This is a genomic window from Lelliottia jeotgali (genome assembly GCF_016771845.1).
GTDB lineage: Bacteria > Pseudomonadota > Gammaproteobacteria > Enterobacterales > Enterobacteriaceae > Enterobacter > Enterobacter jeotgali.
In genome coordinates this window covers 203,027-221,619 of the sequence record NZ_JAENMQ010000002.1, presented here as the reverse complement: position 1 = coordinate 221,619, position 18,593 = coordinate 203,027, and the positions used below count along the sequence as shown (strand labels likewise).

General features: G+C 54.2%; 18 protein-coding genes and 1 other annotated feature. Of the genes, 14 read left to right on the top strand and 4 right to left on the bottom strand.

Annotation, left to right across the window (positions count from 1 at the left end):
• The first annotated feature begins 131 nt into the window (after positions 1-131).
• Genes creA through creD form a run of 4 tightly spaced genes read left to right on the top strand, consistent with a single transcriptional unit; the run spans position 132 to position 4,141 of the window.
• A complete protein-coding gene (gene creA / locus JBO43_RS07435) occupies positions 132-602 on the top strand; it encodes a protein CreA (protein ID WP_095280688.1) in 471 nt (156 codons plus the stop codon).
• A 14-nt stretch (positions 603-616) separates the two neighbouring features.
• Positions 617-1,306 carry a two-component system response regulator CreB gene (creB, locus tag JBO43_RS07430; protein WP_202674026.1) on the top strand — a complete coding sequence of 230 codons (690 nt, stop codon included), beginning with the start codon at positions 617-619 and terminating at the stop codon, positions 1,304-1,306.
• Positions 1,306-2,730, top strand: a complete 1,425-nt coding sequence (creC, locus tag JBO43_RS07425; RefSeq protein WP_202674025.1) for a two-component system sensor histidine kinase CreC — start codon at positions 1,306-1,308, stop codon at positions 2,728-2,730. The genes creB and creC overlap by 1 nt, the downstream gene beginning before the upstream one ends.
• 58 nt (positions 2,731-2,788) lie before the next feature.
• Positions 2,789-4,141: a cell envelope integrity protein CreD gene (creD, locus tag JBO43_RS07420; RefSeq protein WP_202674024.1), complete on the top strand. Its 1,353-nt coding sequence runs from the start codon at positions 2,789-2,791 to the stop codon at positions 4,139-4,141.
• A 45-nt stretch (positions 4,142-4,186) separates the two neighbouring features.
• Here the strand turns inward: creD and arcA are convergent, their stop codons facing one another.
• Positions 4,187-4,903, bottom strand: a complete 717-nt coding sequence (gene arcA, locus JBO43_RS07415; RefSeq protein WP_006174002.1) for a two-component system response regulator ArcA — start codon at positions 4,901-4,903, stop codon at positions 4,187-4,189.
• A 95-nt stretch (positions 4,904-4,998) separates the two neighbouring features.
• Between arcA and yjjY the strand changes: the two genes are divergently transcribed.
• From yjjY to JBO43_RS07380, 7 genes are all read left to right on the top strand, one after another.
• On the top strand, positions 4,999-5,139 hold the full coding sequence (gene yjjY, locus JBO43_RS07410) for a YjjY family protein (protein ID WP_001303782.1): 141 nt from the start codon (positions 4,999-5,001) through the stop codon (positions 5,137-5,139).
• 399 nt (positions 5,140-5,538) lie between these two features.
• Positions 5,539-6,225 carry a tRNA/rRNA methyltransferase gene (locus JBO43_RS07405; protein ID WP_202674023.1) on the top strand — a complete coding sequence of 229 codons (687 nt, stop codon included), beginning with the start codon at positions 5,539-5,541 and terminating at the stop codon, positions 6,223-6,225.
• A gap of 211 nt (positions 6,226-6,436) precedes the next feature.
• Positions 6,437-6,505, top strand: coding sequence for a thr operon leader peptide (gene thrL, locus JBO43_RS07400; RefSeq protein ID WP_107704209.1), 69 nt, complete (start codon positions 6,437-6,439; stop codon positions 6,503-6,505).
• Positions 6,444-6,562: a sequence feature (Thr leader region), on the top strand. Its footprint overlaps the gene before it by 62 nt.
• Positions 6,563-6,585: 23 nt before the next feature.
• Complete coding sequence (thrA, locus tag JBO43_RS07395) at positions 6,586-9,048, top strand: bifunctional aspartate kinase/homoserine dehydrogenase I (RefSeq protein ID WP_103947133.1); 2,463 nt, start codon at positions 6,586-6,588, stop codon at positions 9,046-9,048.
• Position 9,049: 1 nt separating this feature from the next.
• Positions 9,050-9,979, top strand: coding sequence for a homoserine kinase (gene thrB / locus JBO43_RS07390; protein WP_095280694.1), 930 nt, complete (start codon positions 9,050-9,052; stop codon positions 9,977-9,979).
• Between the two features lie 3 nt (positions 9,980-9,982).
• Complete coding sequence (gene thrC / locus JBO43_RS07385) at positions 9,983-11,269, top strand: threonine synthase (protein WP_095280695.1); 1,287 nt, start codon at positions 9,983-9,985, stop codon at positions 11,267-11,269.
• 247 nt (positions 11,270-11,516) lie between these two features.
• Entirely contained in the window at positions 11,517-11,813 is a 297-nt protein-coding gene (locus tag JBO43_RS07380) for a DUF2502 domain-containing protein (RefSeq protein ID WP_202674022.1), read from the top strand.
• Positions 11,814-11,871: 58 nt separating this feature from the next.
• On the opposite strand, the gene yaaA is transcribed toward JBO43_RS07380, so the two are convergent.
• Both yaaA and JBO43_RS07370 read right to left on the bottom strand, forming a co-directional pair.
• Positions 11,872-12,645 carry a peroxide stress protein YaaA gene (gene yaaA / locus JBO43_RS07375; RefSeq protein WP_202674021.1) on the bottom strand — a complete coding sequence of 258 codons (774 nt, stop codon included), beginning with the start codon at positions 12,643-12,645 and terminating at the stop codon, positions 11,872-11,874.
• A gap of 66 nt (positions 12,646-12,711) precedes the next feature.
• The gene (locus JBO43_RS07370) at positions 12,712-14,142 is read right to left on the bottom strand and encodes an alanine/glycine:cation symporter family protein (RefSeq protein ID WP_202674020.1); all 1,431 of its coding nucleotides are present in this window, start codon (positions 14,140-14,142) and stop codon (positions 12,712-12,714) included.
• A 260-nt stretch (positions 14,143-14,402) separates the two neighbouring features.
• Here JBO43_RS07370 and tal point away from each other — a divergent pair, with 260 nt between their 5' ends.
• The 3 genes from tal to JBO43_RS07355 all read left to right on the top strand — a co-directional run bounded on the left by tal (position 14,403) and on the right by JBO43_RS07355 (position 17,482).
• Positions 14,403-15,356: a transaldolase gene (gene tal, locus JBO43_RS07365; protein ID WP_095280699.1), complete on the top strand. Its 954-nt coding sequence runs from the start codon at positions 14,403-14,405 to the stop codon at positions 15,354-15,356.
• A gap of 115 nt (positions 15,357-15,471) precedes the next feature.
• Positions 15,472-16,059, top strand: a complete 588-nt coding sequence (gene mog / locus JBO43_RS07360; RefSeq protein ID WP_202674019.1) for a molybdopterin adenylyltransferase — start codon at positions 15,472-15,474, stop codon at positions 16,057-16,059.
• 121 nt (positions 16,060-16,180) lie between these two features.
• Entirely contained in the window at positions 16,181-17,482 is a 1,302-nt protein-coding gene (locus tag JBO43_RS07355; RefSeq protein ID WP_103947129.1) for an MFS transporter, read from the top strand.
• Here JBO43_RS07355 and JBO43_RS07350 read toward each other — a convergent pair.
• Positions 17,469-18,593 carry an ABC transporter substrate-binding protein gene (locus JBO43_RS07350; protein ID WP_202674018.1) on the bottom strand — a complete coding sequence of 375 codons (1,125 nt, stop codon included), beginning with the start codon at positions 18,591-18,593 and terminating at the stop codon, positions 17,469-17,471. The genes JBO43_RS07355 and JBO43_RS07350 overlap by 14 nt on opposite strands.

Sequence of the window (18,593 nt, the reverse complement as noted above, 5' to 3'; positions counted from 1 at the left end):
GTGTTTTTTTTGCGCATAAATGCTTTTTGCCGCACATTATGGGCATCAAATTGCTAATCCTGTGATCTTGCTACATTTTTATTCTGTTTGTTGAATAATTGCCCAACGTAATTTTAAAGAATGGTAACAATATGAAATACAAGACATTGATCTTCACTGCTCTGATGCTGTTGGTTGGCCGGACGGCGTTTGCTGAACAAGTTGGCTCCGTCGATACCGTGTTTAAGATGTTTGGCCCGGACCATAAAATTGTGGTCGAAGCCTTTGACGATCCGGATGTGAAGAACGTGACCTGCTATATCAGCCGCGCGAAAACGGGTGGGATTAAAGGTGGGTTGGGGCTGGCAGAAGATACGGCCGATGCGGCGATTTCCTGCCAGCAGGTCGGGCCGGTTGAACTGAGCGATAAAATCAAAAACGGCAAAGCGCAGGGCGATGTGGTGTTCCAGAAACGGACATCGCTGGTGTTCAAAAAACTGCAGGTCGTGCGTTTTTATGATGCGAAACGCAACACCTTAGCGTACCTCGCCTACTCCGATAAAGTGGTCGAAGGATCGCCGAAAAACGCACTGAGCGCGGTGCCTATTATGCCGTGGCGCTAATTCAGGGACAGACAATGCAGCAACCGTTGATTTGGCTGGTGGAAGACGAAATCAGTATCGCTGAGACGCTGATCTATATGCTGTCGCAGGAAGGGTTTGCGGTGAAAGCCTTCGAGCGCGGGCTGCCTGCGCTCGAAGAGGCGCGTCGCCAGGCCCCGGCGCTGGCGATCCTTGATGTCGGTTTGCCTGATATCAGCGGGTTTGAGTTGTGCCGCCAGCTGCTGACGCAACATCCCTCGCTGCCGGTGCTGTTTCTCACGGCCCGCAGCGATGAAGTGGATAAGCTGTTGGGCCTGGAAATGGGAGCGGATGATTATGTTGCTAAGCCGTTTTCACCCCGCGAAGTCTGCGCCCGCGTACGGACCATTTTGCGGCGGATGCAGAAATCCACGCTGCCTTCAGCAATCGTGCGCATTGGACATTTTGAACTCAATGATCCAGCGGCGCAGATCAACTGGTGCGGCGAGCCGCTCATTCTGACGCGCTACGAATTTTTGTTGCTCAAAACCCTGCTTCACGCACCGGGCCGCGTTTTCTCGCGCCAGCAGTTGATGGACAAAGTCTGGGGCGAGGACGGCGACAGCTTTGACCGAACCGTCGATACCCATATCAAAACCCTGCGCGCCAAACTGCGCGCGGTGAATGCGGATCTTTCGCCGATCAGCACCCATCGCGGTTTGGGCTACAGCCTGGGGCTGGTGTAATGCGCATCGGAATGCGTCTGCTGCTGGGTTATTTTCTGATTGTGGCCATCGCTGCGTGGTTCGTGCTGTCGATCTTTGTGCAGGAGGTTAAACCCGGCGTGCGCCGGGCCACCGAAGGGACGCTTATCGATACCGCCACCTTGTTGGCGGAAGTGGGACGCGACGATCTCCTCACCGGTGCTGCGCAAAACGGTCGGCTGGCGCAGGCTTTTTCGCAACTGCATCAGCGCCCGTTCCGTGCCAACATTGGCGGTATTCACAAGGTTCGCAACGAATATCATGTTTACATGACTGACGCGCAGGGCCGCGTGGTTTTTGATTCGACCGGGAAAGGCCTGGGCGAAGATTACTCGCGCTGGAACGATGTCTGGCTGACTCTTCGCGGGCAGTACGGCGCACGCAGCACCCAGGACGATCCCAGCGATCCAGAAAGTACCGTGATGTACGTGGCGGCCCCGATTGTTGATCAGGGAAAAATAATTGGCGTCCTGTCGGTAGGAAAACCGAATAGCGCGATGGCCCCGGTCATCCACCGTAGCGAACGGCGCATTCTCTGGGCGGGTGGAGCGTTGCTGGGTATTGCCCTGTTGATCGGGCTGGTTGTGGCCTGGTGGATTAACCGCTCAATCAGCTCTTTATCACGCTATGCCGATTCGGTGACCCAGGATACACCGCTGCCGTTGCCCGATCCCGGCAGCAGCGAATTGCGCAAACTGGCACAGGCGCTGGAAAACATGCGTATTCGCCTTGAAGGCAAAAATTACATAGAGCACTACGTTCACGCCCTGACTCATGAGCTGAAAAGCCCGCTGGCGGCGATTCGCGGTGCGGCGGAGATCTTAGCAGAACAGCCGCCGCCGCAGGTGGCTGCGCGGTTTGTTGATAATATTCTGGTGCAGAATGCGCGGATGCAGTCACTGGTCGAAAAACTGCTTGAGCAGGCTAAGCTGGAAAACCGCGTGGAGATTATACCGACTCCCGTGAGTATTGATGCGCTGTTCACGCGCATCAGTGATGCCCGTTCTATGCAGCTGGCGGTGAAGAACATCACGCTGACAGGCAACGGCGCAGCGTTAACGGTTAATGGCGATGCGGATCTGCTGGAGCAGGCGCTCGGCAATTTGCTCGATAACGCCATCGATTTCACCCCCACAGGCGGGAGCATTATTCTCAGCGCTGAAGAGACGCAGAAACAGACCTTGTTAAAGGTGACGGACAACGGCAGCGGGATTCCTGATTACGCGCAATCACGCATCTTTGAGCGCTTTTATTCACTTCCCCGCGAGACGGGCCTGAAAAGCAGCGGCCTCGGGCTAGCGTTTGTGCAGGAGGTAGCGCGTTTGCATCATGGTGAAATCCAGCTTCAAAACCGCGAAGAGGGCGGTGTTGAAGCGATTCTGAGACTTCACCGTCCCTTCACATAGCTTCAAATTCAGCGCACATAGCCGCGTTACGCTCTCTCCATCAAATAAGGAGAAGGCAATGAAAAAATCCCCACTGTTCTGGAAAGTAAGCACCCTGATGGGGTGCATCCTGCTGCTGTTAGTTCCCCTGTTTATGGTGAGTAACCTGATTTCTGAGCGCGCTAGCTATCGCGATGACGTTGAGGATACGCTGCGTCAAAGCACCAGTGGGCCGCAGCAGCTCACCGGCCCGCTAATCGCCATTCCGGTCACGGAAATTTATTACAAGTTCGAAGATAACGTGAGGGTTGAGCATAAGCGCAGTTTCCTGCATTTTTTGCTGCCTGAATCGCTGGTGATTGACGGTAATCAACGGGTAGAGTCCCGAAGCATCGGGATCTACGACGGGCAAATCTGGAGCACCGATCTCAAACTGAAGGCGCAATTCAATACCGACAAGCTGGACGCGCTAAAAGGCGAAACGCTCTCTCTGGGGCAGCCGTTTATCGCTGTCGGCGTGGGCGATGCGCGTGGGATTGGCGCAGTGAAAGTATCTAACGTTAACGATGAAACGCTGACGGTCGAACCGGGTTCAGGTATTTCTGGGCAACAGGCGGGGGTCCACATTCCTCTGACGTGGGAGATGCTCAATGCGAAAAGTGTGGACCTTGAGATGTCGTTGAATCTCAACGGAACGGGAAGTTTCTCCGTCGTGCCAGTGGGGCGAAATAGTGAGTTAACCCTGCGCAGTAACTGGCCGCATCCGGGTTTTATGGGCGATTACTTGCCGTCTAAACGTGAAATCAGCGCGTCAGGCTTTGAAGCGCACTGGCAGAGCAGCTGGTTTGCCAACAATCTTGAAAGCCAGTTTAGCGCTATCGAACCGCCAGAGTTTCGTACCGTTCCCGCATTTAGCGTCACCGTGGCGACGCCAGCCGATCAGTATCAGCTAACTGACCGGGCGATTAAATATGCCATTTTGCTGATTGCTCTGACGTTTATGGCTTTCTTTGTCTACGAAACTATCACTCACCTTCGCCTGCACCCGATGCAGTATCTGCTGGTGGGGTTGTCACTGGTGCTCTTTTACCTGGTACTGCTGGCGCTCTCTGAGCACGTGGGCTTTACGGCTGCATGGATTATCGCAAGCTTGGTCGGGGCGATGATGAACGGTGTTTATCTTCATGCGGTGCTTAAGGGCTGGAAGCGCAGTGCGGTGTTTGTGGTGGCGTTGCTGGGGCTGGATGGCGTGATGTGGTGTTTGCTGCGATCTGAGGATAGCGCGTTGCTGCTGGGGTCCGGCGTGCTGGCGATAGCGCTGTTTGCGGTGATGTATCTGACGCGCCACTTTGACTGGTACTCGCTTTCACAGGTTAAGCAAAGTGTGCCGAAAGGGGAAGGGGACGACGATTCATTACGGATTTGGAAATAAAAAAACGGCGCGTAAAGCGCCGTTTTTACTGCGTGGCGTGCGGGATTACTCCTGCAGGTCGCCGCAGAAACGATAACCTTCGCCGTGGATAGTGGCGATGATTTCTGGCGTATCCGGCGTAGATTCGAAGTGTTTACGAATGCGACGGATCGTCACGTCAACAGTACGGTCGTGCGGCTTCAGCTCGCGACCGGTCATTTTCTTCAGCAGCTCTGCACGGGACTGAATTTTGCCCGGATTTTCGCAGAAGTGCAGCATGGCGCGGAATTCACTGCGCGGCAGCTTGTACTGTTCGCCGTTCGGGCTCACCAGCGAGCGGCTATTGATATCAAGTTCCCAGCCGTTGAATTTGTAGCTGTCGACGCTACGACGCTCTTCGCTCACCGTGCCCAGATTCATGGTACGGGACAGCAGATTGCGTGCACGAATGGTTAACTCGCGAGGATTAAACGGCTTGGTGATGTAATCATCAGCGCCGATTTCCAGGCCAAGAATTTTATCCACTTCGTTATCACGGCCTGTCAGGAACATTAATGCGACGTTCGCCTGTTCACGCAGTTCGCGTGCCAGAAGAAGGCCGTTTTTTCCTGGCAGATTGATGTCCATGATGACCAGATTGATATCATTTTCAGAAAGGATCTGATGCATCTCTGCGCCATCGGTCGCTTCAAAGACATCGTAGCCTTCTGCTTCGAAAATGCTCTTTAACGTGTTGCGTGTTACCAACTCGTCTTCAACGATAAGAATGTGCGGGGTCTGCATGTTTGCTACCTAAATTGCCAACTAAATCGAAACAGGAAGTACAAAAGTCCCTGACCTGCCTGATGCATGTCGCAAATTAACATGATCGGCCTAACGTGACTAAAGTACGTAATTGCGTTCTTGATGCACTTTCCATCAACGTCAACAACATCATTAGCTTGGTCGTGGGCACTTTCCCTCAGGACCCGACAGTGTCAAAAACGGCTGTCATCCTAACCATTTTAACAGCAACATAACAGGCTAAGTGACACCAGACACCCAATAAAACTACGCTTCGTTGACATATATCAAGTTCAATTGTAGCACGTTAACAGTTTGATGAAATCATCGTATCGGATTGCTAGCCTTTGTCACAAATTTTCAATAAACCAACTAGTTGCAGCTATTGATTAATAAACAACGCGAATCCAATTCGAAAAACCAATCATTACGAGTATTATCATTAATAAACATATGGATAACGACTGTCTGTTAACATTTGAATCAATAGTTCAGTCACGGAACAGTTTAGCGCTTTTAATTTGTGGTGAAACGCTATTTCGGTGATTTGTGTTGCAATTTTGTAAATTCGCGCTGCGTAATATGTTGAGCTGCATCACACTTTAGCGCGCTAACTGATTAAAAAGAGAGCATAAATGCACTTATCGATAGTGCTGGTATCGCCAGCAAGAGCAGAAAATATTGGCGCCGCTGCGCGCGCGATGAAGACGATGGGATTCACCGATTTGCGTATCGTGGCCAGTGAGGCGCACCTCGAACCCTCCACTCGCTGGGTGGCGCATGGATCGGGGGAAATTCTCGACAACATAACCACTTACGCGACGCTTGCCGACGCGCTGCACGATATTTCGTTCACCGTTGCGACCACGGCACGCAGCCGGGCGAAGTTCCATTACTACGCGACACCGACAGAACTGGTGCCTATTCTCGAAGAAAAAAGTACGTGGGCGACGAAGACCGCGCTGGTGTTTGGTCGTGAAGATTCGGGTCTGACCAATGAAGAGCTGGAGCTGGCAGACGTGCTAACGGGCGTACCGATGGTCGCGGATTACCCGTCGCTCAATTTGGGCCAGGCGGTGATGGTCTATTGCTATCAATTAGCATCCTTAATACAAATTCCCACACCTTCCGCAGATAGCGTAGATGAACACCAGCTGCGCGCGTTACGTGAACGGACACAATCGCTTTTGGCACAGCTGGGCGTGGATAACGATCGGAAAATGGTCGACTGGTTGCACCAGCGCCTCGGGCTGCTTGAACAGCGCGACACCGCAATGTTGCACCGATTGCTGCATGATATTGAAAAAAAATTGGCAGAATAAAAATCTGACATTTGTTTTTCGTATGGATTAACTGTCTGTGTATAAGGGTTGCAACTGGTGGTATGCGGTTAAAAATAAAACCGCAAGCAGCGGGTCGTGAAAGGGTTACAAATTGTGATCAAAGTAAAAATTCATTGACTTAAGGTGCCGGATACTTTAACCCTAAAAGGATACAGGACAGACAGAAAACAACACAGAGCACACAACATCCATGAATCGCGTTAGCACCACCACCATTACAACAACCATCATCATTACCACAGGTAACGATGCGGGCTGACGCGTAACAGGAAAAACAGAAAAAAGCCCGCACCTGAACAGTGCGGGCTTTTTTTTCGACCAAAGATCACGAGGTAAACCATGCGAGTCTTGAAGTTCGGCGGTACATCAGTGGCAAACGCAGAACGTTTTCTGCGCGTTGCCGATATCCTGGAAAGCAACGCCAGGCAGGGGCAGGTGGCTACCGTGCTTTCTGCTCCGGCGAAAATTACGAACCACCTGGTAGCGATGATTGAGAAAACCATCGGTGGTCAGGATGCCGTTGTGAACATCAGCGATGCCGAGCGTATTTTTGCAGAACTGCTTCAGGGACTGGCCGATATCCAGCCGGGTTTCCCGCACGCTCAGCTCAAGGCCTTTGTGGAGCAAGAGTTCGCCCAGATCAAACACGTTCTGCACGGCATCAGCCTGCTGGGCCAATGCCCGGACAGCATCAACGCGGCGCTGATTTGCCGCGGTGAAAAACTGTCCATCGCCATCATGGCGGGGCTGCTGGAAGCGCGCGGTCACGCTGTCTCGGTGATCGACCCGGTCGAAAAGCTATTGGCCGTTGGGCATTACCTCGAATCTACCGTCGATATCGCTGAATCCACGCGCCGCATCGCGGCCAGTAAAATCCCGTCTGAGAATATGATTTTGATGGCGGGCTTTACCGCCGGGAATGAGAAAGGCGAACTCGTGGTGCTGGGCCGTAACGGTTCTGACTACTCCGCCGCCGTGCTGGCTGCCTGTTTACGCGCTGATTGTTGCGAAATCTGGACCGACGTTGACGGCGTGTATACCTGCGATCCGCGCCAGGTACCGGACGCAAGGCTGTTGAAATCGATGTCTTATCAGGAAGCGATGGAGCTGTCGTATTTCGGCGCGAAAGTTCTCCACCCGCGCACCATCTCTCCGATTGCTCAGTTCCAGATCCCCTGTCTTATCAAAAACACCGGTAATCCGCAGGCACCGGGCACTCTGATTGGCGCCAGTCATGACGAAGACGATTTGCCGGTAAAAGGTATCTCTAATCTGAACAACATGGCGATGTTCAGCGTCTCCGGACCGGGCATGAAAGGCATGGTCGGCATGGCCGCGCGCGTCTTTGCTGCCATGTCCCGCAACGGTATTTCCGTTGTGCTCATTACGCAGTCCTCTTCTGAATACAGTATCAGCTTCTGCGTGCCGCAGGCCGATTGCGCCCGTGCGCGTCGTGCTCTGGAAGAAGAGTTCTATCTGGAGCTGAAAGAAGAGCTGCTGGAACCGCTGTCTATCCAGGAGCGTCTGGCGGTTATCTCGGTTGTCGGCGATGGAATGCGCACTCTGCGCGGGATCTCTGCCAAATTCTTTGCTGCCCTGGCGCGTGCCAACATCAATATCGTGGCCATTGCTCAGGGTTCTTCCGAGCGCTCCATTTCCGTTGTCGTGAGCAATGACGATGCAACAACCGGTGTGCGCGTAACGCACCAGATGCTGTTCAACACCGATCAGGTGATCGAAGTGTTTGTGATTGGCGTCGGCGGTGTCGGCGGGGCGTTGCTGGAGCAGGTGAAGCGTCAGCAAGGCTGGCTGAAGAACAAACATATCGATTTGCGCGTGTGCGGCGTGGCGAACTCTAAAGCACTGCTGACCAACGTGCATGGCCTTAATCTTGAAAGCTGGCAGGACGAGCTGGCGCAGGCCAAAGAGCCGTTTAATCTTGGCCGACTGATTCGCCTGGCTAAGGAGTATCACCTGCTGAATCCGGTGATTGTGGACTGCACCTCAAACCAGGCCGTAGCAGACCAGTATGCTGACTTCCTGCGTGAAGGCTTCCACGTGGTAACGCCGAACAAAAAGGCCAATACCTCGTCGATGGATTACTACCATCAGCTGCGTACCGCCGCCAGCAAGTCACGTCGCAAGTTTCTGTACGATACTAACGTCGGTGCAGGCCTGCCGGTGATTGAGAACCTGCAAAACCTGCTCAATGCGGGTGACGAACTGCAGAAATTCTCCGGCATTCTTTCCGGATCGCTGTCGTTCATTTTCGGCAAGCTGGATGAAGGGATGAGTCTTTCTGAAGCCACCCGCGCGGCGCGAGAGCTGGGCTATACCGAGCCGGACCCACGTGACGATCTCTCCGGGATGGACGTGGCGCGCAAGCTATTGATTCTCGCCCGTGAAACTGGCCGCGAGCTGGAGCTGTCCGATATTGTTATCGAGCCAGTGTTGCCTGCGAGTTTTGATGACAACGGTGATGTCGCCACGTTTATGGAACGCTTGCCGCATCTTGACGATGACTTTGCGGCGCGCGTGGCGAAAGCCCGTGATGAAGGCAAAGTATTGCGCTATGTTGGCAACATTGAAGACGACGGCGTGTGCCGCGTGAAGATTGCCGAAGTGGACGGGAACGATCCGCTCTTTAAAGTGAAAAACGGCGAAAACGCTCTGGCGTTTTACAGCCATTATTATCAGCCATTGCCGTTGGTGTTACGCGGTTACGGCGCAGGGAATGATGTGACAGCGGCTGGCGTGTTTGCCGATCTGCTGCGTACCCTGTCATGGAAGTTAGGAGTTTAACATGGTGAAAGTTTATGCCCCGGCTTCCAGCGCCAATATGAGCGTCGGATTTGATGTGCTGGGTGCGGCGGTTACGCCTCTCGACGGTTCTTTGCTGGGTGATACCGTCACCGTCGAAGCGGCGGACAGTTTCAGCCTCAATAATATTGGCCGCTTTGCCAGTAAGTTGCCGCCAGAACCGCGCGAAAATATTGTTTATCAGTGCTGGGAGCGCTTCTGTCAGGAGATCGGCAAAAACGTGCCGGTTGCCATGACCCTCGAAAAAAGTATGCCGATTGGCTCGGGCCTCGGCTCTAGCGCCTGTTCCGTCGTCGCCGCGCTGGTGGCGATGAACGAACACTGTGGTAAACCGCTGAATAATACCCGCCTGTTGTCGCTGATGGGCGAGCTGGAAGGGCGCATCTCTGGCAGCATTCACTACGATAACGTCGCGCCGTGCTTCCTCGGCGGCATGCAGCTGATGATCGAAGAGAACGGCATTATCAGCCAGCAGGTGCCAGGCTTTGATGAGTGGTTGTGGGTGCTGGCGTATCCGGGGATTAAAGTCTCGACTGCCGAAGCGCGCGCGATCCTGCCTGCGCAGTATCGCCGTCAGGACTGTATCGCGCATGGTCGCCATCTGGCGGGCTTTATTCACGCCTGCTACACCCGTCAGCCAGCGCTTGCCGCGAAGCTGATGAAAGATGTGATTGCCGAACCTTACCGCACCAAACTGCTGCCGGGCTTCAATGAAGCGCGTCAGGCGTCGATGGATATCGGCGCGCAGGCGTGCGGCATTTCGGGCTCCGGTCCGACGCTGTTCGCATTATGCGATAAGCCAGATACCGCGCAGCGCGTAGCGGACTGGTTGTCGAAAAACTACCTGCAAAATCAGGAAGGCTTTGTTCATATTTGCCGTCTGGACACGGCCGGCGCACGAGTACTGGGATAAACGATGAAACTCTACAATCTTAAAGATCATAACGAGCAGGTGAGCTTCGCGCAGGCCGTGACTCAGGGGCTGGGTAAAAATCAGGGGCTGTTTTTTCCGCACGATTTGCCCGAATTTAGCCTCACTGAAATAGACGAAATGCTGAAGCAGGATTTTGTCAGCCGCAGCGCGAAAATCCTGTCTGCCTTCATTGGCGATGAAATTCCACACGAGCTGCTGGAAGAACGCGTGCGTAGCGCCTTTGCCTTCCCGGCACCGGTGAAATCCGTTGAGCCGGATATCGGCTGTCTGGAGCTGTTCCACGGTCCAACTTTGGCGTTTAAAGATTTCGGCGGGCGCTTTATGGCGCAGATGCTGACCCACATCAGCGGCGACAAACCGGTTACGATTCTGACTGCCACGTCGGGTGATACCGGCGCGGCGGTAGCTCATGCGTTTTACGGGCTGAAAAACGTCCGCGTAATCATTCTTTATCCGCAGGGGAAAATCAGCCCGCTGCAGGAAAAACTGTTCTGCACGCTGGGTGGCAATATTGAAACCGTCGCCATCGACGGCGACTTTGATGCCTGCCAGGCGCTGGTGAAAAAGGCTTTCGACGACGAAGAACTGAAAGTAGCGCTGGGGCTGAACTCGGCAAACTCGATTAACATCAGCCGTCTGCTGGCACAGATTTGCTACTACTTCGAAGCGGTGGCACAACTGCCGCAGGAAGCGCGTAATCAACTGGTTGTCTCAGTGCCAAGCGGTAACTTCGGTGATTTGACCGCTGGTCTGCTGGCGAAATCTCTCGGCCTGCCGGTGAAACGTTTTATCGCTGCGACTAACGCCAACGACACGGTTCCACGTTTCCTGAAAGACGGGAAATGGACGCCAAACGCGACCCAGGCGACGCTGTCAAACGCGATGGACGTTAGCCAGCCGAACAACTGGCCGCGCGTGGAAGAACTGTTCCGCCGTAAGATCTGGCGTCTGGGCGATCTGGGCTATGCGGCAGTGAGTGATGACACCACCAAAGAGACGATGCGCGAGCTGAAAGCGGTGGGGTATACCTCTGAGCCGCATGCCGCGATTGCCTATCGTGCGCTGCGTGACCAGCTTAATCCGGGCGAGTACGGGCTGTTCCTCGGAACGGCGCATCCGGCGAAGTTCAAAGAGAGTGTGGATGAGATTCTGGGTGAATCGCTGCCACTGCCAAAAGAGTTGGCCGATCGCGCTGACCTGCCGCTGCTGTCCCACAACCTGCCGGCAGATTTTGCGGCGTTGCGTCAGTTGATGATGACGCGCGGTTAATTATTGTGTCGGGTGTCGGCTTCGCCTTACCCGACCGACAAAATTCACACTGTAGGCCGGGTAAGGCGAAGCCGCCACCCGGCTTTTTTGTGAAGAAATTATGGAGGAAAAATGCAGGGAATAAGTAGAAATTCCCAATAAATGCGGTTACTTACAGATTAGGATTGCAGAGAATAACATCCCCGACTTCCCTCACGTAATCTCCTTCCATCGGCCCACGTTGGGCAAGAATGAAAAGGAGTAACCTATGTCTAAATTGAAACCTGCACTACTCGCACTTTCACTGATGCTGGTCGCTCCCACGCTGGTACACGCCGGAGAAATCACCCTGATTCCGGCGGTAAAATTACAGATTGGCGATCAGGACAGAAGTGGACACTACTGGGATGGCGGTCGCTGGCGCGATCATGACTGGTGGAAATCGCATTACGAGTGGCGCGACAACCGCTGGCACCAGCATGACGATCATCGCGACCACCATGACAATCGTCACGGCGATAAACATGACGATCATGGGCGTGGACCGGACTGGAAGCATCATTAACAACGCCTGATGGCGCTGCGCTTATCAGGCCTACGTAAGCGTAGCGCCACCGGGGAAATTACTGCTCGTGCCGCTTAAACACCAGCTCGCCTTTCCCTGACGCTTCGCCGTCAAAGACATACCCGTCAGTGTTAAATTGGGTCAACTGCTCTGGCTTCGTCAGGCGGTTCTCAATGATGTAGCGGCTCATCAGCCCACGCGCTTTTTTGGCGTAGAAGCTGATCACTTTAAACTTGCCGTTCTTCTCATCCAAAAATACCGGCTTGATGACTTCCGCGTTGAGCTTTTTCGGCTTCACGGATTTGTAGTATTCGTCGGACGCCAGGTTGATGACGATGTTATCGCCCTGCGCTTTCAGCGCGTCGTTCAGTTTCTCGGTGATGATATCGCCCCAGAAGTGGTAAAGATCTTTGCCTTTGGCGTTTTCCAGACGGATACCCATCTCCAGGCGATACGGCTGCATCAGATCCAGCGGGCGCAGCACGCCGTATAAACCTGAAAGCATGCGCAAATGCTGCTGGGCAAAATCGAAATCGGCTTCGCTGAACTCTTCGGCCTGTAATCCGGTGTAAACATCGCCTTTAAACGCGAGGATCGCCTGACGGGCATTTTTCGGCGTGAAGTCCGGGTGCCAGTCGTGGAAGCGGGTGGCGTTGAGATCGGCCAGTTTGTCGCTGATGCTCATCAGCTTGCCGATCTGCGGGGCGGAAAGTTTACGCGCCTCACGGATCAGCTGCTGTGAATGGTCCAGCAGTTCGGGCTGGGTATAGCGCTCGGTGGCGAGCGGGCTCTGGAAATCGAGCGTTTTTGCAGGTGAAATCAGAATCAGCATATCCAGTCCTTGCAGGAAATTTAGTGCGACTTTAGCAAAAAAATGGCCTGATGAGATCGATGGCTGTTATTGACGTGGCAAATCATCCCAACTTCCCGGCGCAATTTGTGACTCAATTTCCGGATAACGGGTGGCGTCAAACACTGGCTGAACCCCGAGCTTGCGCTGGCGCAAATAGTCGCGGGCGATGAGCGTCACCACCGGCGACAGCAGCAAAATTGCCGTCAGGTTGGTAATGGCCATCAGCGCCATAATCACATCCGCCAGTTGCCAGACCAATGGCAGGCTCATCACCGAGCCGATCAGCACCATTCCCGCGATACCAATGCGCAAAAACCACAGCGTTTTACGCGAATCGAGACGCAGGAATATCAGATTGTTTTCGGCATAAATGTAATTGGCGACGATAGAGCTGAAGGCAAACAGCATGACAATCAGCGAGACAAATCCCGCGCCCCAGGTGCCGGACAAATTGACCAGCGCCTGCTGAACAAGCTGGATGCCTGCGGTGCTCGACGTATGAGCGACAGGCCCTGCCAGCAGAACAATCATTGCGCTGGCCGAACAGATGATGATGGTATCGGTAAACACCCCGATCATCTGCACGATCCCCTGCGCTGCCGGATGCGGGGGCCATGATGCCGCTGCCGCTGCGGCATTCGGCGTGGAGCCCATTCCTGCTTCATTCGAGAACATGCCGCGCTGAAAGCCCGCCGTCAGCGCCTGGCTGACGGTGTATCCCAGCGCGCCTGCTGCGGCCTCTTGCCAGCCAAATGCGGCTTTAAATATTGCGGCAATCACCGCCGGAACCTGTTCAATATGCATGGCCGTCACCACGAGGCTGGCGATCACCCACAGCAGCGCCATCACCGGAACCATCCACTGCATCAGGCGTGCAACGCCTCTGATTCCGGTCACGATGACTAAGAGTGTGAGTACGGCAAGGGAAACGCCTGTTATCCATTCAGGGAAGTCGAACGCATAGCGCAGCGCGTGGGCCACTGAGTTGGCTTGCACGGTGTTAAAAATGAGGCCATAAGCCACGAGAAGGAAGATTGAAAACAGGACGCCCATCCAGCGCATTCCAAGGCCTCGGGACATATACCAGGCCGGGCCGCCGCGAAACTGACCGTTTTTATCGCGCTCTTTGTAGAGTTGTGCCAATGAGCACTCAGCAAAGGAGGTCGCCATACCAATCATGGCCGTAACCCACATCCAGAACACCGCGCCAGGACCGCCCGCGCTGATGGCAAGCGCGACACCGGCTAAATTCCCACTGCCGACGCGCGCGGCAAGGCTGGTGCAAAGCGCCTGAAAGGAGGTTAATCCACCGGGCTGTGGGCTGACGCTGTTTTTAAGACTTTTGCCAAACTGGCGAATATAGCGAAATTGAATAAAACCGCTGCGGACGGTAAACCAAATTCCGGCCCCCAGTAATAAATAGATCATTACTGAGCCCCACAGGACTTCATTAATAAAAGCGAAGAAATCAGGCATTAACGTCCCTCTTGTTGATGCCACTGAATAGATACGCGGTAACGCTGAATGAGCACGCTGTTAATTAGCAGGCTGTTAATATTTCGAGTTTACCATACTATCAGTAAGCGCACTGTCTGCGGTTGCGCTGTCATTCCGTCGTGTTATCATCAGGGCAGACCGGTTACATCCCCCTAACAAGTAAACCTGTCATTTTTCCGCTGCTGGCAGGCTGTCGGTAGCGTGAATTATCCAGGGCACGTTAAAAGAGAAACACTATCATGACGGATAAATTGACCTCCCTTCGTCAGTTCACCACTGTCGTAGCTGACACCGGAGATATCGCGGCAATGAAGTTGTACCAGCCGCAGGATGCCACAACTAACCCTTCTCTGATTCTTAACGCCGCGCAGATCCCTGAGTACCGCAAACTGATCGACGAAGCTGTGACCTGGGCGAAAAGCCAGAGCAACGATCGTGCGCAGCAGGTTGTGGATGCAACTGACAAACTGGCTGTGAATATCGGTCTGGAAATCCTGAAACTGGTTCCGGGTCGTATTTCTACCGAAGTTGACGCGCGTCTGTCCTACGACACCGAAGCGTCTATCGCTAAAGCCAAGCACCTGATCAAACTGTATAACGATGCGGGCATCAGCAACGATCGTATTCTGATCAAACTGGCTTCCACCTGGCAGGGCATCCGCGCTGCAGAACAGCTGGAAAAAGAAGGCATCAACTGTAACCTGACTCTGCTGTTCTCCTTCGCTCAGGCGCGTGCGTGTGCAGAAGCAGGCGTGTACCTGATTTCTCCGTTTGTGGGCCGTATTCTGGACTGGTACAAAGCCAACACCGACAAGAAAGAGTACGCAGCATCAGAAGATCCAGGCGTGGTTTCTGTGACTGAAATCTACGAATACTACAAACAGCACGGTTATGAGACTGTCGTCATGGGCGCAAGCTTCCGTAACGTCGGTGAAATCATCGAGCTGGCTGGCTGTGACCGTCTGACCATCGCCCCTGCGCTGCTGAAAGAGCTGGCAGAGAGCGAAGGCGCACTGGAGCGTAAACTGAGCTACACCGGCGAAGTGAAAGCGCGTCCAGAACGCATCACTGAATCCCAGTTCCTGTGGCAGCACAACCAGGATCCAATGGCGGTAGACAAACTGGCGGACGGTATCCGTAAGTTTGCTGTTGACCAGGAAAAACTGGAAAAAATGATCGGCGATCTGCTGTAATCATTCTTCATGGCCGGGCGTTTGTCCGGCCATGTTACTTCGTTCGTCCCCTGTCTGATTTCCCCCTCTGCGTGTATCATTCCTCTTAATCAGTATTGTTATGAAGGGAATAGATATGAATACCTTACGCATCGGCTTAGTGTCGATTTCTGACCGCGCGTCCAGCGGCGTTTATGCCGATAAAGGCATCCCGGCTCTGGAAGAGTGGCTGGCAGCCGCGCTCACCACACCTTTTGAACTGCAAACCCGTCTGATCCCGGATGAACAGCCGATAATCGAGCAAACCCTGTGCGAGCTGGTGGACGAAATGAGCTGCCATCTGGTGCTGACCACCGGCGGAACAGGCCCGGCGCGTCGCGATGTCACGCCTGATGCGACAATGGCGGTAGCCGATCGCGAAATGCCTGGTTTCGGCGAGCAGATGCGTCAGATAAGCCTGCACTTTGTGCCGACGGCGATCCTGTCGCGCCAGGTGGGGGTTATCCGCAAACAGGCGCTGCTCCTCAATCTGCCGGGCCAGCCGAAGTCGATCAAAGAGACGCTGGAAGGTGTAAAAGCCGAAGATGGCAAAGTGGTGGTGGCGGGGATTTTTGCCAGTGTACCGTATTGTATACAGCTGCTTGACGGCCCTTACGTCGAGACCGATCCGCAAGTGGTAGCAGCTTTTCGCCCGAAAAGCGCACGTCGCGAAACATTATCCTGAAATGAATGCGTTTGTGACATAAGCTACAGCCTCAATGGCGTGTTAATTTATTTACGGTATAGTCATTTTTTCTTTACGATTACTGTAAAACTAAATCAACACCGCTGGTAAAAGGTTCGCTATGTCACATTACACCCGGCCTCTGAATCGTCAGGACTACAAAACGCTCACGCTCGCGGCTCTCGGCGGCGCGCTGGAGTTTTACGATTTCATCATTTTCGTCTTCTTTGCCGCCGTGGTAGGGGAACTCTTCTTCCCGGCGGATATCCCTGAATGGCTGCGTCAGGTTCAGACCTTCGGCATATTTGCTGCGGGCTATCTGGCGCGTCCGTTGGGCGGCATTATCATGGCGCACTTTGGCGATTTGGTCGGGCGCAAAAAAATGTTCACCCTCAGTATTCTGCTGATGGCGGTCCCGACGCTGGCGATTGGCTTGCTGCCGACGTATGCCTCGATGGGCATTGTTGCGCCGGTATTGCTGCTATTGATGCGCATTTTGCAGGGCGCGGCGATTGGCGGCGAAGTGCCGGGCGCATGGGTGTTTGTCGCTGAACACGTTCCGGCGCGTCGCATCGGGATTGCCTGCGGGACATTAACCGCCGGGCTGACCGTCGGTATTTTGCTCGGCTCGGTCGTTGCGACGCTCGTCAATACCAGCATGACCCCACAGGCTGTGCATGAGTGGGGCTGGCGTATTCCGTTCCTGCTTGGAGGGGCGTTTGGCCTGGTGGCGATGTATCTGCGCCGCTGGTTACAGGAGACGCCAATTTTCCTTGAGATGCAGCAGCGTAAAGCGCTGGCGCAGGAACTTCCGGTGAAAGCCGTGGTGGTGCGCCATCAGAAAGCGGTGGTGATTTCCATGCTGCTCACCTGGCTGCTGTCCGCAGGAATTGTGGTGGTGATTTTGATGTCGCCGGTCTGGCTGCAAAAACAGTACGGCTTTGCTCCCGCGGTAACGCTGCAGGCCAACAGCATTGCCACCATTATGCTGTGCTTTGGCTGTCTGATTGCCGGCCTGGCGGCGGATCGCTTCGGTGCCAGCCGCACGTTTATCGTCGGCAGCCTTCTACTGGCCGCATCGAGCTGGGCGTTCTATCACCTGGCGGGCGCACACCCGGAACAGCTGTTCCTGCTCTACGGCGTGGTGGGGCTGTGCGTCGGCGTTGTCGGGGCAGTGCCTTACGTCATGGTTCGTGCTTTCCCGGCGGAAGTGCGCTTCACAGGGATATCATTTTCCTACAACGTTTCGTACGCCATTTTTGGCGGCTTAACGCCGATTGCCGTCACGCTACTGATGGGCGCGTCGCCGATGGCGCCGGCCTGGTACGTGCTGGCACTTTCGCTGATGGGGTTAGGGCTTGGGATCTGGCTTCGCGGTGAGCGCCATCAGTTGATGGCGCACGCGCAGGCTAATGAGGGGTAAAGCTCAGGATGATGTTGTCATCCGGGATATGCGTAAAGCTTTTGATCAGCTCGTGATAGTCCGCCTGTGGATCAACATCTTTAAAAAGCGTTGGGTAGAAGATTTTACTCAACGCTTCAATAGCAATGATGTTGTACGGATTGTTGTAAAAATGATGGTACAACGCGCCGGTATGCCCTTCTGCAACGGCAGGGATGCTGCTCACGCCCTGACGCGCAACCAGCGCATTAAAGGCGCTAGCGACATCACTTTCCGCCACGTTGTAGCCAAACGGAATAATCGCGGTGCCTTTGCCTGAGCGTTTTGAACCGGTCATCAGGTAGTAATCTGGATTCAGGGAAATAATTTTCTCCACCGAGATATTCCCGGTTGCGCCCGGCAGCAGTTGCGAGCCAATATTCACGCCGCCTGCGGCTTCCACCAGTCCGCCCCAGCCGTTGTGTGCGTGGGTGAAACAGCAGCCGTTATCCAGTCCGGCCACGCCAGCGATCGGCTCGATAAACACCAGTGGTTTTTTCTCTGCTTCCGTCAGGCGCTGATGAATCCGGTCCAGACGCTGCTGATAGAAATCGACATAGGCCTGCGCACGATCAGTCTGGCCTAACACCTTGCCCAGCAGATCAATGCTCGGCAGGGTGTTTTCCACCGGATGCAGCTCGTAATCGACGAAGACTACCGGGATGTGCAGGGCCTCAAGCTGGGTTAACACACCGCTTTGCGTCAATGACGGTTTAGCGCGCAGCTGGGCAATCATCAGATCCGGATGGCGCGAGATCACCGTTTCAAGATCGACATTCCCCTGATCCGAGAACTGCATATCGAGGATCTTCTCGGCTTCTGGCCATTTGCGCTTCAGCACGTTCCAGGTTTCGGTGTCCTGTTTCTTCGGCAGGTTGTTCCACGCCACCACTTTGGCGAAAGGATCGTCGCGCTCCAGCATTGCCAGCGTCAGAATATCGCGGCCATCCTGCAAGATAATGCGTTGCGGCTCCTGAGGGATCGTCACCGTGCGGTTATCCATATCCTTCACGGTCACAGGCCAGTTTTGCGCCATCGCCAGCAGCGGCGAGAGCAGCAGCACTGCGCCGAAGATTGTCTTCTTAATGTTCAT